Origin of the sequence: Cellulomonas chengniuliangii (genome assembly GCF_024508335.1) — a bacterium.
Lineage (GTDB): Bacteria > Actinomycetota > Actinomycetes > Actinomycetales > Cellulomonadaceae > Cellulomonas_A > Cellulomonas_A chengniuliangii.
The window spans coordinates 505,371-518,324 of sequence record NZ_CP101988.1; the positions used below are offsets into that span (position 1 = coordinate 505,371).

Annotated in this window: 13 protein-coding genes and 1 tRNA gene; 7 read left to right on the forward strand and 7 right to left on the reverse strand. The window is 74.2% G+C overall.

Going from position 1 to position 12,954, the window contains the following annotated elements; genetic code table 11:
- Positions 1-36: 36 nt before the first annotated feature.
- Positions 37-1,812 carry a SpoIIE family protein phosphatase gene (locus NP064_RS02405; RefSeq protein WP_227568111.1) on the reverse strand — a complete coding sequence of 592 codons (1,776 nt, stop codon included), beginning with the start codon at positions 1,810-1,812 and terminating at the stop codon, positions 37-39.
- 57 nt (positions 1,813-1,869) lie between these two features.
- Here NP064_RS02405 and tmk point away from each other — a divergent pair, with 57 nt between their 5' ends.
- The 4 genes from tmk (at position 1,870) to NP064_RS02425 (ending at position 5,572) form a co-directional block, all read left to right on the forward strand.
- Positions 1,870-2,517, forward strand: coding sequence for a dTMP kinase (gene tmk, locus NP064_RS02410; protein ID WP_227568110.1), 648 nt, complete (start codon positions 1,870-1,872; stop codon positions 2,515-2,517).
- Positions 2,514-3,695, forward strand: a complete 1,182-nt coding sequence (locus NP064_RS02415; RefSeq protein ID WP_227568109.1) for a DNA polymerase III subunit delta' — start codon at positions 2,514-2,516, stop codon at positions 3,693-3,695. Before tmk ends, NP064_RS02415 begins: the two co-directional genes overlap by 4 nt.
- An 81-nt stretch (positions 3,696-3,776) precedes the next feature.
- Positions 3,777-5,369, forward strand: coding sequence for an alpha/beta hydrolase (locus NP064_RS02420; RefSeq protein ID WP_308015294.1), 1,593 nt, complete (start codon positions 3,777-3,779; stop codon positions 5,367-5,369).
- Between the two features lie 127 nt (positions 5,370-5,496).
- A tRNA-Thr gene (locus NP064_RS02425) sits at positions 5,497-5,572 on the forward strand.
- 199 nt (positions 5,573-5,771) lie between these two features.
- On the opposite strand, the gene NP064_RS02430 is transcribed toward NP064_RS02425, so the two are convergent.
- On the reverse strand, positions 5,772-6,854 hold the full coding sequence (locus NP064_RS02430) for a hypothetical protein (RefSeq protein ID WP_227568108.1): 1,083 nt from the start codon (positions 6,852-6,854) through the stop codon (positions 5,772-5,774).
- Positions 6,855-6,967: 113 nt separating this feature from the next.
- Between NP064_RS02430 and NP064_RS02435 the strand changes: the two genes are divergently transcribed.
- Positions 6,968-7,558 (forward strand): TetR/AcrR family transcriptional regulator, encoded by a 591-nt coding sequence (locus NP064_RS02435; protein ID WP_227568107.1) that lies wholly within the window; start codon positions 6,968-6,970, stop codon positions 7,556-7,558.
- A gap of 25 nt (positions 7,559-7,583) precedes the next feature.
- Here the strand turns inward: NP064_RS02435 and NP064_RS02440 are convergent, their stop codons facing one another.
- Positions 7,584-8,054, reverse strand: coding sequence for a very short patch repair endonuclease (locus tag NP064_RS02440; protein WP_227568106.1), 471 nt, complete (start codon positions 8,052-8,054; stop codon positions 7,584-7,586).
- Positions 8,055-8,117: 63 nt separating this feature from the next.
- Between NP064_RS02440 and NP064_RS02445 the strand changes: the two genes are divergently transcribed.
- A complete protein-coding gene (locus NP064_RS02445; RefSeq protein ID WP_227568105.1) occupies positions 8,118-9,293 on the forward strand; it encodes a DNA cytosine methyltransferase in 1,176 nt (391 codons plus the stop codon).
- 170 nt (positions 9,294-9,463) lie between these two features.
- On the opposite strand, the gene NP064_RS02450 is transcribed toward NP064_RS02445, so the two are convergent.
- Positions 9,464-9,706: a hypothetical protein gene (locus NP064_RS02450; protein WP_227568104.1), complete on the reverse strand. Its 243-nt coding sequence runs from the start codon at positions 9,704-9,706 to the stop codon at positions 9,464-9,466.
- A 179-nt stretch (positions 9,707-9,885) separates the two neighbouring features.
- On the opposite strand from NP064_RS02450, the gene NP064_RS02455 reads away from it, so the two are divergent.
- Positions 9,886-10,098 (forward strand): DUF1918 domain-containing protein, encoded by a 213-nt coding sequence (locus NP064_RS02455; RefSeq protein WP_227568103.1) that lies wholly within the window; start codon positions 9,886-9,888, stop codon positions 10,096-10,098.
- 33 nt (positions 10,099-10,131) lie between these two features.
- On the opposite strand, the gene NP064_RS02460 is transcribed toward NP064_RS02455, so the two are convergent.
- The 3 genes from NP064_RS02460 to NP064_RS02470 all read right to left on the reverse strand — a co-directional run bounded on the left by NP064_RS02460 (position 10,132) and on the right by NP064_RS02470 (position 12,938).
- Positions 10,132-10,776: an alpha/beta fold hydrolase gene (locus NP064_RS02460; RefSeq protein ID WP_256813764.1), complete on the reverse strand. Its 645-nt coding sequence runs from the start codon at positions 10,774-10,776 to the stop codon at positions 10,132-10,134.
- A 107-nt stretch (positions 10,777-10,883) separates the two neighbouring features.
- Complete coding sequence (locus tag NP064_RS02465) at positions 10,884-11,633, reverse strand: DUF5701 family protein (RefSeq protein ID WP_256813765.1); 750 nt, start codon at positions 11,631-11,633, stop codon at positions 10,884-10,886.
- Positions 11,634-11,729: 96 nt separating this feature from the next.
- Complete coding sequence (locus tag NP064_RS02470; RefSeq protein ID WP_227568100.1) at positions 11,730-12,938, reverse strand: cobalamin-independent methionine synthase II family protein; 1,209 nt, start codon at positions 12,936-12,938, stop codon at positions 11,730-11,732.
- Positions 12,939-12,954: the final 16 nt, after the last annotated feature.

Consider the following 12,954-nt stretch of genomic DNA (forward strand, 5'->3'; position numbering starts at 1 on the left):
GCGCCAGTCCCGGCGCGCCGCTCCCGGCGGATGCGGTCAGAGATCCACCTGGCCGGGGCAGGGGCGCACCTGCACGGCCAGCAGCGCCGTGTCGTCCGAGGGGTGCCCGCTGACCAGGGCGTCCGTCAACGCCCTGACCAGTTTGTCGGGGCTGAGGTAGCCCAGCTGCGAGGCCGTCGCGATGAGCAGGTCGAGGCTCTCCTGCAGCGGGCGGCCGCGGCGCTCCACCAGGCCGTCGGTGTGCAGCAGCAGGGTGTCGCCCACCTGCATGTCGAAGGTGTGGTCGTGCCGGGCCCGCTGCGGGTCGACGCCGAGCAGCAGGTCGTTGGCGGACCGGCGGCCGAGGGCTCGGGCGCCCTCGCCGGGGCGGACCAGCACGGGCGGCGGGTGCCCGGCGCTGGACCAGTGCAGCCGGTAGCGTCCCTCGCCCAGGGTGTCGATGCGCCCGGTCAGCGCCGTCGCGATGGTGTCCAGCCCCAGGCCCCGGTTGGCCTGGTCGAGCCGGGCCAGCCAGGTCGAGGGCAGGTCAGGGTGGTCCCAGGCGAACGCCCGGAGCGTCGACCGCAGCTGGCCCATACGGGCGGCCGCGTCCATGTCGTGGCCGGTCACGTCGCCCACCATCACGGCGACGGAGCCCGTGGGGAGCACCACCGCGTCGTACCAGTCGCCGCCCACCCGGTCGGCGCGTCCGGCGGGCAGGTAGTGCGCGGCCATGGCCAGGTGGTCCGGCTGCGGCAGCGCGGTCAGCATCGCGTCCTGCAGGGTGCGTGCGACGTGGCGCCGCTCCTCCAGGAGCTGTGCGCGCTCGAGCGCCTGGGCCGTGTAGGCCGCGAGGGCCGTCTTGACGGCCCGGTTGTCGTCATGGAACGTCCGGCGCTGCTGCCAGCCGATGCCGAGCACGCCGATCAGCCGCTGCCGTGAGACGAGCGGCAGGAATGCCCGGGCCTCGCCCAGGAACTCCATCTCCTTGACCACCGGGAAGTCGGCGAACAGCGCCTCGCGGTCCTCGTAGAACAACGGCTTGCGGGTGCGCGCGACGTGCGCGACGGGGCGGTCGTCGGTCAGGCGGGTCCGTCGCCACCGCTCGACGTCGTCCCCCACGAACGAGGCCATCGACACGTAGGACAGGGAGCGACCGTCCTCGTCGAGCGCCGCCAGCCCGGTGAACGAGGTGCCTAGTCCGGTCGCCGCCACCCGGGCCGCGGTGCGGGCGACGTCGGGGACGGTCAGCGCATCCTGGAACGCATCGCTCAGCAGGAGCAGCAGGCCGCTCTGCCGGTAGGAGCGCGTCGCCTGCTGCTGCGCCCGACGCGCCCGCTCGCGCTCGCCGCGCAGGCGCAGCTCGGAGCTGCACGCCGCGGCCAGGTCCAGCAGCACGGCGAGGTCGTCCTCGGACCAGTCCCGCGGCGCCAGTTCCAGCGCGCACAGCGATCCCACCACCTCGTCCCGCTCGTCGACGATGGGGAACCCCGCGTAGGCGACGACCCCGAGCTCCCGGACAGCGCCGTTGTCGTGCAGCCGCGGGTCCAACCGGGCGTCAGGGACGACCAGCGGGACGCCGTCCGCGACGACGTGCTGGCAGAGCGCGGCGGTCAACGGCAGTTGGCGGGTGGCGTCGAACTCGGGGGGAAGGCCGACGGCCCCCGGGATGACCTGCTCGCCGTCGGCGGTGAGGGAGACCAGCACCACGGACGCGCCGAGCTGTCGTTGAGCGAGCCGGCAGAAGCGCTCGAATGCCTCGTCGGCCACGCGCGGCAGCGGCCGGGCGGCGGGCAACGGGAGGCCCTCGGCGGCGCGGGGCGTGGTGGGCACGGCACAGTGTCGCAGGTGCGACGGCCCACGTCAGGACCGGCGGCTAACCTGGCGGGCGTGACCTTGACTGCGACCCCTCCTCCGACGGCCCCCGGGGTGTTCATCTCCTTCGAAGGCGGGGACGGCGCCGGGAAGTCCACCCAGTCCCGGCTGCTCGGCTCCTGGGTCGAGTCGCACGGCCGCGAGGTCGTGCTGACCCGCGAGCCCGGCGGGACTGCGCTGGGGCAGGTGCTCCGCGACGCCGTGCTGCACGGCGACCACGTCGACCCCCGCACCGAGGCGCTGCTGTACGCGGCGGACCGGGCGCACCACGTGCACAGCCTGGTGCGTCCCGCGCTCGACCGGGGGGCCGTGGTCATCACCGACCGCTACCTGGACTCATCCGTCGCCTACCAGGGCACGGGCCGGGACCTGGGAGCGCAGGAGGTCGAGGACCTCTCGGTGTGGGCCACCCGGGGCCTGATGCCGGTCCTGACCGTGCTGCTCGACCTCGACCCGGTGGTCGGCGGCGGCCGCCTCACGGGCGACCCCGACCGGTTGGAGCGCGCGGGCGACGACTTCCACCGTCGCACCCGGCAGGCCTTCCTCGACCGCGCGGCGGCAGATCCCGGCCGGTGGCTCGTGCTCGACGCGACAGCGCCCATCGAGCAGATCGCCGACCAGGTGCGGGAGCGGGTCGCCCCCCTGCTCGGGCTCGCGCCGTGACCGGCTGGGACACGCCCGAGGCGATCGCCCACGCCACGGCGCCGGCGACGGTCTGGGACGACGTGGTGGGGCAGGAGCCCGCGATCGACGTGCTGCGCGGGGCCGCCGCGGACCCGTCCCAGATGACGCACGCCTGGCTGATCACCGGGCCTCCCGGGTCGGGCCGGTCCAACGCGGCACGGGCGTTCGCCGCCGCCCTCCAGGACCCGACGGGCGACGTGACCTCCCACGCGTGCGCCACGGTGCTCGCCGGGACGCACCCGGACGTGACGGTGGTGGCCACCGAGGGCGTGCAGATCCGCGCCGAGACGGCACGCCCGCTCGTCGAGCTCGCCCAGCGCTCCCCGTCGCAGGGCCGCTGGCGCGTGATCATCATCGAGGACGCGGACCGTCTCAACGAGACCAGCGGCAACGTGCTGCTCAAGGCCATCGAGGAGCCGCCGCCCCGCACCGTGTGGCTGCTGTGCGCGCCCAGCCCGCAGGACGTGCTGGTGACCATCCGCTCGCGGAGCCGCTCGGTGCCGTTGCGGGTGCCGCCGGTCGACGCCGTCGCCGAGCTGCTCGTCCGCCGTGACGGCGTGGACCCGGCGGTGGCGACGGTCGTCGCCCGGGCGGCGCAGAGCCACATCGGCGTCGCCCGGCGCCTCGCCCGGGACCCCGAGGCCCGGGCCCGGCGCGCCAAGGTGCTGTCCATCCCGCCGCGCGTGCGGGGGGTGGGCGACGCGGTGCTCGCCGCCGGGGAGCTCGTCGAGACGGCGCAGGCCGACGCGAAGGCCGCCACCGAGGACCGGGACGCCGCCGAGCGCACCGCGCTGCTGCGCTCCCTGGGCGCCGAGGGCGCGGCGACCATCCCGCCCGCGCTCCGGGCCCAGGTCCGGCTCCTCGAGGAGGAGCAGAAGCGCCGGGCGACGCGGGCGCAGCGAGACGTGCTCGACCGCGCGATGGTGGACCTGCTCTCGCTGTACCGCGACGTCCTCGTGGTCCAGCTCCACGCCGGGGTCGAGCTGGTCAACCTCGACCAGCGGGACGACGTGCGGGCGCTCGCGGCCAGCAGCACCCCGGAGCAGACCTTGCGGCGCATGGACGCGATCGGCGAGGCGCGGACCCGGCTCGCCGGCAACGTCTCGCCGCTCCTGGCCGTGGAGGCCATGACCATCGCGCTGCGGCCGCAGGGCTGACACGGCTGCTGCTGGGGACGGGGAGCGGAAGCACCCGCGGACCGGCACAGTTCAGCGGTAGATCCCGCTTAGGGTGGTGTCGTGCCTCTTGTTGCCCCTGACCTGCGCCGCCCCATGCCCGCCGACCCGCAGGTCCCCGACGGGGACCGGACACGGACTCGCCGCAGGTGGGGCGCGGTTGCCGCGCTCGTGGCCGGGGCGCTGGCCCTCGCCGGGTGCACCAGCCCCAAGAACCAGTCCGACGCGTCGGAGCGCCCGCAGATCACCCATGACGTGCCCGCCGAGCTGTCGCGCTTCTACGAGCAGCAGGTCGAGTGGACCGAGTGCGGGGACCTCGAGTGCGCCACCGTCGAGGTGCCCCTGGACTGGGAGGACCCCGAGGGCGACGTGATCACGCTCGCGGTCAACCGCTCCACGGCGACGGGGAGCGACGTCATCGGCTCGCTGCTGACCAATCCCGGCGGCCCGGGTGGCTCCGGCGTCGAGGCGCTTGAGGGCATCGTGATGGAGCGGGTCGGCAAGGAGATCGCCGAGCGGTACGACATCGTCGGCTTCGACCCCCGCGGCGTGGCCGGCTCCCAGCCGGTCGAGTGTGTGGACGGCGAGCAGATGGACGAGATCGTCTCGGCGGACCCGGACTACAGCACCGAGGCCGGGGTGCAGGAGGCCGAGGACCGGTTCGGGGCCCTGGGCGAGGCGTGCCTGCAGAACACCGGCGAGCTGTTGGAGCACGTCGACACGGTGAGCGCCGCACGGGACATGGACGTGCTGCGCGCTGTGCTCGGTGACGAGACGCTCACGTACCTCGGCTACTCCTACGGCACGCAGCTCGGCGCGACGTACGCGGCGCTGTACCCGGAGAAGGTCGGCCGCATGGTCCTCGACGGCGCCCTGGACCCGACCCTCTCCGCCGACGAGCTGGCCCAGGGCCAGGCGGTCGGGTTCGAGTCCGCGCTGCGGGCCTACGTCGAGGACTGCCGCACCGGCGCCAGCTGCCCGCTGACCGGCTCGGTGGAGGACGGCATGGCCCAGGTGAAGAAGGTCCTGGATCGGGCCCGCCGCAACCCCATCCCCACGGACGACCCCGATCGGCCGCTCACCGGCAGCCTCGCGTTCTCCGGCATCGCGCAGAGCCTCTACGCCCCCGACCTGTGGCCGTGGCTGACCCGCGGCCTGCAGGGCGCGCTGGCCAACGACGGCTCGACGCTGCTGTTCCTCGCGGACTTCTACTACGACCGGCAGGACGACGGCACCTACGCGTCGAACTCCACCGAGGCGTTCTGGGCGATCAACTGCGCCGACGACCGCTCCCCGTCCGACCTGGAGTCCATGAAGGCGTCCGCCGCCCAGATCGAGGCGGCGGCCCCCACCATCGGCTACTACTTCTCCTACGGCGGCGTCGTGTGCGCCCAGTGGCCCGTCCCCGAGGCGGGCGGGCTCGATTCCTACGCCGCCGAGGGTGCCGCGCCGATCTTGGTCATCGGCACCACCAACGACCCGGCCACCCCGTACGCCTGGGCCGAGTCGCTCTCCGCGCTGCTGTCCTCGGGCGTGCTGCTCACCTACGAGGGCGAGGGGCACACCGCCTACGGCCGCTCCAACGAGTGCGTCGACGACGCCGTGGACACCTACCTGCTGACCGGCGAGGCGCCTGCTGACGGCACCCGGTGCTGAGCGCGGCGCGGCGCCACGCCGACCGGTGAGAGACGGCCTGACCAGCGGGCTCATCGGTCGCTTTGGAGACTGGCCCCTCCGTTGGGTACAGTAGGCGCGCTCGCCGTGCTCCTCGGAGAACGACGATGCCGCCTTAGCTCAGTCGGTAGAGCGTCTCACTCGTAATGAGAAGGTCAACAGTTCGATTCTGTTAGGCGGCTCCAGCAAGACAGCAGGTCAGAGGCCCCCGCGGGGGCCTTTTTCCGTATCTGGGGCCGACCTGTCTGGGCCTGACGCGTCTGGGTGGCCGCGGGGCGGCGTCGACACACCGGCGCCGCCCCGCCGACGGTCTCCGTGGAGACGTTCGTCGACGAGGCGGCGTGGGGCTGGGAGGTCAGCCGGCCTGGTGGGGTGCCGTGGCGGTCACACCAGGGCCAGCTCCGGCGTCGGGTCGGCGAGCGGCGGGGAGTCCACCTCGGCCTCGGCCTGGGCTGCCGCGGCGCGCCGCGCGCCCAGGACGCACAGCCCGACCCCCGCGACGACCCACACCACGAGGATCACCAGGGCGCTGCCCGCGCCGCGGCCGCCGAAGTACGCGGCCGAGCGGACGAGCGTGCCGGTCGAGCCCGGGGGGAGGAGCTGGCCGAACAGCCCGAGGCCGCTGGGCAGCCAGGCCGCCGAGGTGCCGATGCCGGCGAGGGGGTTCCCGAGGAACATCATGGAGGCCGCGAGGGCGGTGAAGCCCTTGCCGCCGACCGTGGACTGGAGTCCGATGAGCGGCACGGAGATGGCGGCGATGCCCAGGGCGAGCGCCGCCGCGGGCAGCAGGATCGAGCCGTCGAAGCTGCCGAACCAGAACCGCAGCACCGAGGTCACCACGAGGCCCCCGACCGCCGCGAACGAGCAGGCGCTCGCGAGCTGCATGCGCAGGCTGTGCTTGAACACGCGCATCGCCACGACGGCGGGCACGATGCCGCCGAAGACCAGCGGGAAGGCGAGCCCGCCGATGCCGATGCCGGTGGGGTCGTCGCTGGTGAACGCCACGAGGTCGTCGACCGCGACGGGCATGCCGAGACTGGCGGCGGCGGCGGTGACGCTGCCGGTGAGCGAGCCGGCGATCGGCGCGCTGCCCGCGGTGGCGGTCAGGAGTAGGGCCGAGCCGTTCTCCACGATGACGCCGCCGACGACCGACCGGTCGAGGATCGCGGTGCGCAGCGCGGCCTCGTCGTCGTAGGCCGCCGTGTCGAAGGCGCCCGGGGCCACGGTCTCGAGCTGGTCCTCCAGGACCTGAACCGCCTGGGTGTCGCCGACCATGCCGATCGGCAGGTCGCGTGCGCCGCTCTTGAGCGAGGGGAGGACGAACAGCAGCAGGAGCACCACCACGATCACGGTCAGGGCGAGCAGCGAGGCGGCGAACTTCGGCAGGTGCCGGCCCGCGCCCGGCGCGGCTGGGGCGGCGGCACCCGACCGGCTGACGGCGGATATGGGCGGGGTCGTGTCAGGCATGCGTGTCCCTCGAGCGTTAGTGGAGGATTTTCCTCCGCTAATCTGGACTGTCTCGGCTACCGTGTCAAGCCGAGGGTCCGACCCCTGACCCTCACGACCCCTGGACGGAGACCATGCGCGCGGACGCCCTCAGGCGGCGTGAGGCCCTCATCGCCGCAGCCCGCGAGCAGTTCCTGCTGCACGGCGACGCGGTCGCGCTCGACGCCGTCGCCGCACGCGCCGGTGTGGGCATCGCCACGCTCTACCGCAACTTCCCCACCCGCCGAGACCTGGCCGACGCGACCGCCTGCGCCGTCCTCGAGGACATGCAGCTCGCAGCCTCCGAGGCGAGCGCGACGTTCGCGGAGCGTCCCGAGGCCACCTGGCACGCCTTCGCCGAGCGGCTGGTCAAGCTCCAGCTCGGCTCGGTGATCCGCGCGCTGTCGCACGACCCTGAGGCGTCCATGTCGCCGCAGGTCGCGGCCACGCAGCAGCGCACCGAGCAGGCGGTCGAGGCGGTGCTCGCCCAAGCCCGCGACGCCGGGCTGCTCCGCGAGGACCTCGGGGCCACCGAGTTCGTCCTCGCCGTGGCGAAGGTGAGCCAGCCCGCCACGGTGCACGCCCCTGACGCGTTCCCCGGGTTCGGCGCCCGCCTCATGGCGATGCTCGTCGCCGGGATGCGGCCCGACGGGCGCCCGCTGCCCACCCCCGGCGACCAGGGCTGATCCGCGTCGCAACGGGCGGGCGCGCCTACCGCGGGCGGAGGCCCGCCGCGCGCACCGCGGCCTCGACCGCGTTGGCGACGGCCGCCGGGTCGTCGTGCTCCCAGAAGCGCATGACCGTCCACCCCGCGGCGGCGAGCCGGGCGTCGGTGTCGAGGTCGCGGGCCCGGTTCCGGGCGACCTTCTCCGACCAGTAGGTGACGTGCGTCGCGGGCAGCCGGTGGTGCTCCGGGCAGCCGTGCCAATAGCAGCCGTCCACGAACACGGCGATCCGCGCGCGGCTGAAGACGAGGTCCGCCGTGCGCCGCAGATCCGGCAGCGGACGCGCGGCGACGCGGTACCGCAGCCCGCGGGCGTGCACGGCACGCCGCACCGCCAGCTCGGGGACGGTGTCGCGCGAGCGGTTGCCCTGCATCGACCTTCGCACGGCGGGCGAGCTGGCCCACGAGGCTGAGCCCGGCGCCTGGGCTGCGTCATCCACCGGCCCTGCGTCCGTCACGGCTCCACCGTACGACGGGGCGCCTCGGCGTTGGCGGGGGTGGCGCTCCCTAGGATGAGCGCCATGTCGACGACGGACGCGCCGCCCGTGGTGAAACCGCAGGTCCTGGAGTTCTTCGCCGGCATCGGGCTCGCCCGGATCGGGCTCGAGCAGGCCGGTTTCCAGGTCGCCTGGTCGAACGACTACGAGCCCGACAAGCAGGCCCTGTACCAGGGGCACTTCCGCGACGGCGACGAGCACACGTTCGTGCTCGGCGACATCGGCGCCGTGGCGGGCTCCGACTTGCCGCAGGACGCGTCGCTCGCCTGGGCGTCGTCGCCGTGCACCGACCTGTCGCTGGCGGGCGGGCGCGCCGGGCTGGCGGGCCGGGAGTCGAGCGCCTTCTGGCAGTTCGCCCGGCTCCTGGACGAGCTGGGCGCCCGGCGGCCCGAGGTCGTGGTGCTGGAGAACGTGGTGGGGCTGGCGACCTCGCACGGAGGGGCCGACCTCACGGCGGCGGTCCGCGCGTTCAACGGCCTGGGCTACTCGGTCGACGTGCTCTTCCTCGACGCCCGCAGGTTCGTGCCGCAGTCACGGCCGCGGCTCTTCCTGGTGGGGGCTCAGCATCCGCCGGCCGACGGCGCTGTGCCGTGCCCCGAGCTGCGGCCGGACTGGCTCCAGCGACCGTTCGAGGACCCCACGCTGGTCACCCATCAGGCAGGGCTCCCGCCGCTGCCGCCGCTGCGCAGCACCGGCCTGACCGCGCTGCTCGAGGACGTCCCGCGCAGTGACGCGCGCTGGTGGGACGCCGAGCGCACGCAGGCCTTCCTGGGCTCGCTGTCCCCCGTGCAGGCGGCCCGGGTCCGCGACCTCCGCGGCGCCCCGGGGGTCCAGCGCCGCACGGCGTACCGCCGGACCCGTCACGGCGTGGCCGTGTGGGAGGTGCGGGCCGACGACATCGCGGGGTGCCTCCGCACGGCGCGCGGCGGCTCCTCCAAGCAGGCTGTGGTCGAGATCGCGGGAGGCGGGGTGCGGGTGCGCTGGATGACGCCGCGCGAGTACGCCCGGCTCATGGGCGCGGGCGACTACGACCTGTCCGGGGCGCGCACGAACCAGGCCCTGTACGGGTTCGGCGACGCGGTGGCCACCCCGGTCGTCGCGTGGCTCGCGACGCACTACCTGCGGCCGCTGGTGAGCCGCTCGATGCGCACCGTGGCGGCCGACAGGTCCTCGCCGAGGCTCGCGCCCGTCCGCTCGTAGCGCGTCCAGGTCCGGCTCAGGGCCGTCGACCATGCGCGTGTGGATGCCCGTCGCCTGACGGGCGGCGCGCACGAGGGCGCGCCGTGCCCTCGCGCCCACCGCGCACCAGTCGCGGGTGCGGGGTCGGGCGTGCGAGGGGTCTGTCGGTCCCGCCGGAGGGCGGGCCCGGGTCAGTCTTCCAGGCGTTCGATTTTGGGGCTGTCGAGCGCGACACGGCGACGCTCGCCGTTGCCGAAGTCGACGATCACGGCGGCGTCGCCGTCGAGGGCGATGACACGGCCGAGGCCGTGGCGCTCGTGCGAGACCCGCGTGCCGACGGGCAGCGGGACGATCCGAGCGAGGGCCGCCTCGCGGGCAGCATTGAAGGGACTGTTCGGCAGATGGCGCGGTTTCCCGGCGGGTCGGTAAGGCATCACTCTTGATCTTCCACCATGAATGGGTCCCATGTGGACAGACGTTCGGCTCTGGACGGCGCGCAATCCGCCGTTCGGGGGGATCTCGGGTCCGACGAGCACGTGTCAACCGCCACGCGACGGGGCAGGATGGGACATCAGAAGCGGCACACGTGCCGCTGGTGACGCAGGGGGATGTGATGAAGGCAGCGGTGGGGGATCGCATCATCAGCAGCTCTGGCATCGTGGGCGGGCACGTTCGCGAGGGGCTTGTGGTGGAGCTCAGGCACGAGGACGGCACGCCGCCGTTCGTCGTGGAGTGGGCCGACACGGGGGACCGCACGCTGGTGTTCCCGGGGCCGGACACCACGTTGCGGGCCGCGGACGGCCAGGTGCGCCCGGGACCCGTCTGACCGCCGGTCGTCGCATGGCGCGGGGCACCGGCGTCAGGACAGCACGGCCACCGCGGCCGGCCGCCACCGGTGCGCCGCGTCGAGCAAGATCCGGTTGAACGCCGTCGGCGCATGGCTGTTCACGTCGTGGCCGGCGCGCGGGACGACGGTGAGTCGTGCCGTGGGCAGCGTGGCGAGGTATCGGCGCTCGTCCATCCGCAGCGGGTCCCGCATGCCGTTGACCAGCCACACCGGCAGGCGCAGCGTGCGCAGGTGCTCCAACGAGGAGTAGCCCGTGAGCGCGCCCAGCATGTCGCTCACCAGGCCCCAGTTGTCGCCGCCCACCCCGAGGGCACGGGTCACGTGGTTGGACACGCGCCGGTACGTGGCTATCGGCTTGCCGCGCAGCTCCGTGGAGCACCCGGCCAGGACGGCCCCGGCCAGCTTGTGCTGCGCGCCGGCCGCGTAGGCCAGTGAGATGTACCCGCCCAGCGACAAGCCCACGAGCAGCGGTGGCGTGGGGCAGGCGGTGACGGCGCGGTCGATCGTCTCGAGCGCGGCGTCCAGGGTGAACCGCTCGTCGACGCGGGCCCCGTGGCCCGGCAGGTCCACGGCATGGGCGCGGTGACCGGACCGGGTCATCGCCGCGACCTGGCCGTCCCAGATCGACGAGGACGTGCGCATGCCGTGCACGAACACCAGGGAACGGGTGATGGGGTGACACCTCCTCGGGTCGCCCGCTGCGCGGGCCCACAGGAAACGGCGGAACGTAGACGCAGAGTAGGCCGCGTGGCTGTGTGCGGCTCTCAGGCTCCGAGGCGCCCGGCGGCCGAGGCCGCGCCGAGCCAGGTGTGCGGGTTGCGGTCCCAGCACCAGCCCAGCTTCGCGCGCCGCTCGCTGATCCACACGGCCGGGACACGCTGGTTCCCCGCCCGGGAGCCCATCAGGGAGTAGCACCGGTTGGGTCGCAGCATGTCGGGGCGCACCACCGTCAGGGCGATGCCCTCCGCGATGGTCAGCGGCGTCCGACCGCGTCCGCGCACGGTGGCCAGCGCCGACTCGGGCGTGGCGCCGCAGAACTCCGAGCCGGTGTCGATGCCGTGCAGCAGCCAGAAGGGGCCATCGGGCTGCCAGACGTCGTCGAGGGGCCGGTAGGTCGCGAGCTCCTCGGGGTCGATCACGCTCACCCCGCGCTGGCGGCCCCGGCGCATGGCTGGCGCCACGTCGTCGAGGTCGTGCCCGCGCTCGGCCAGGGCCTCGGGGCTCAGCACCAGGACGAAGGGCACGTGGTCCTCCGCCTTGCCCGTCACGGCGCCGGTCATCGCGGGCGTCATCGGCAGCGCGGCGACGGCCGCCCGCAAGGGCTCGACGGCCGCCCGCAGGCCGTCCGCGTCCAGGCCGAGCAGCCCGCCCACGCCCAGCTCGGCATAGGCCCGGACCTGGCGGTCGAGCTCGGCGAGCGGCGGGGCGCCGGGGTCGAAGGACGTCGCCGCGGGGGACGCGTCGGCGGTGACGGTGGGCAGGTGCGGGTCCACGACGGTGATCACAGTGGCCATGGCGTGCCAACGCCCCGCGGGGCGCCGGTGTTCCCGCCGGACGCCGTCAGTGCCGCGGATCCCCCGGCCGTGCCCGGCGGGGGATCCGCGGCCTCGTCAGCCCCAGAGACGCTGGGAGGCGCGCTCGGCGCCCTGCACCAGCGCGTCGAGCTTGGCCCACGCGATCTGCGGGTGCACGCGGCCGCCCAGGCCGCAGTCGGTGGCGGCGACGACGTTCTCGCGGCCGACCCGGGAGGCGAAGCGCTCGATGCGGTCGGCGACGAGCTCGGGGTGCTCCACGACGTTCGTGGAGTGGCCCACCACGCCGGGCAGGATCAGCTTGCCCTCGGGCAGGGCGACGTCGTCCCACACCCGCCACTCGTGCTCGTGGCGCGCGTTGGCCGCCTCGAACGAGTACGCGCCGGCGTTGACCTCGAGCATCGTGGAGACGATGTCCGCCATCGGCAGGTCGGTGGTGTGCGGGCCGTGCCAGGAGCCCCAGCACAGGTGGTAGCGGATCTGGTCCTCGGGGAGGCCGCGCAGGGCGTGGTTGAGCGCCTCGACCCGGACCTTGGTGAATGCCAGGTAGTCCTCGACGCTCGGCTCCGGGGTGATCTGGTCCCAGCTCTCCGCGATCGACGGGTCGTCGATCTGCAGCACGAGGCCGGCCTCGATGATCGCGACGTACTCCTCGCGCAGCGCGTCCGCGCACGCCCAGACGAACTCCTCGTCGGTGGCGTAGTGCTCGTTCGCGATGCGGGCGGCGCTGCCCGGCGCGATCGACGTGATGAACCCCTCGGTGGAGCCCGTCGCGTCGAGCGCGGCGCGCAGGTTCGCGACGTCGGAGGCGATGGCCTCCTGGCCGGTGTAGGTGACCGGCCCGGTGCACTTGGGGAACGGCTTGGGGCCCTCGGCGGCGAAGATGCCGCTGGACGGGTCGGTGTAGGCGTCCCGGAACCGGGCCTGGTCGCGGCGGTTGCCGAAGCCCGTGAGGCGGATCTCGCCAGGCGCGGACGTGTGGTCGGCGGTGGCCCACCCCATCGCGGTGTCGAGCTCGAGTCCGCCCAGCCGCTGGAACGAGTACGACCACCAGGCGCCGTAGTCCACCGGGGAGCTCATGGCCTTGCCGAACTCCCCGTCGCCCGGGACGGAGATGCCCGCCTCGCGCTGGCGGCGCACCAGGTCGAGCACGGCGCCGGACAGCAGGGCGTCGTAGCCCTCGGCGGAGCCACCGGCCTCGCGGGCGGCGTTGGCGGCGAGCAGCTCGGGCGTCCGGGGAAGGCTGCCGGCGTGCGTGGTGAGGATGCGGTCGGTGCTGCGGTTCATGGGGGCCTCGCCTGGT

What these genes read in the sequence shown, in the direction of transcription:
- NP064_RS02430 (WP_227568108.1), bottom strand. Translation starts at nt 6,854, where the DNA reads ATGCCTGACACGACCCCGCCCATATCCGCCGTCAGCCGGTCGGGTGCC.
- NP064_RS02435 (WP_227568107.1), top strand. Translation starts at nt 6,968, where the DNA reads ATGCGCGCGGACGCCCTCAGGCGGCGTGAGGCCCTCATCGCCGCAGCC.
- NP064_RS02445 (WP_227568105.1), top strand. Translation starts at nt 8,118, where the DNA reads ATGTCGACGACGGACGCGCCGCCCGTGGTGAAACCGCAGGTCCTGGAG.
- NP064_RS02450 (WP_227568104.1), bottom strand. Translation starts at nt 9,706, where the DNA reads ATGCCTTACCGACCCGCCGGGAAACCGCGCCATCTGCCGAACAGTCCC.
- NP064_RS02455 (WP_227568103.1), top strand. Translation starts at nt 9,886, where the DNA reads ATGAAGGCAGCGGTGGGGGATCGCATCATCAGCAGCTCTGGCATCGTG.
- NP064_RS02465 (WP_256813765.1), bottom strand. Translation starts at nt 11,633, where the DNA reads ATGGCCACTGTGATCACCGTCGTGGACCCGCACCTGCCCACCGTCACC.
- NP064_RS02470 (WP_227568100.1), bottom strand. Translation starts at nt 12,938, where the DNA reads ATGAACCGCAGCACCGACCGCATCCTCACCACGCACGCCGGCAGCCTT.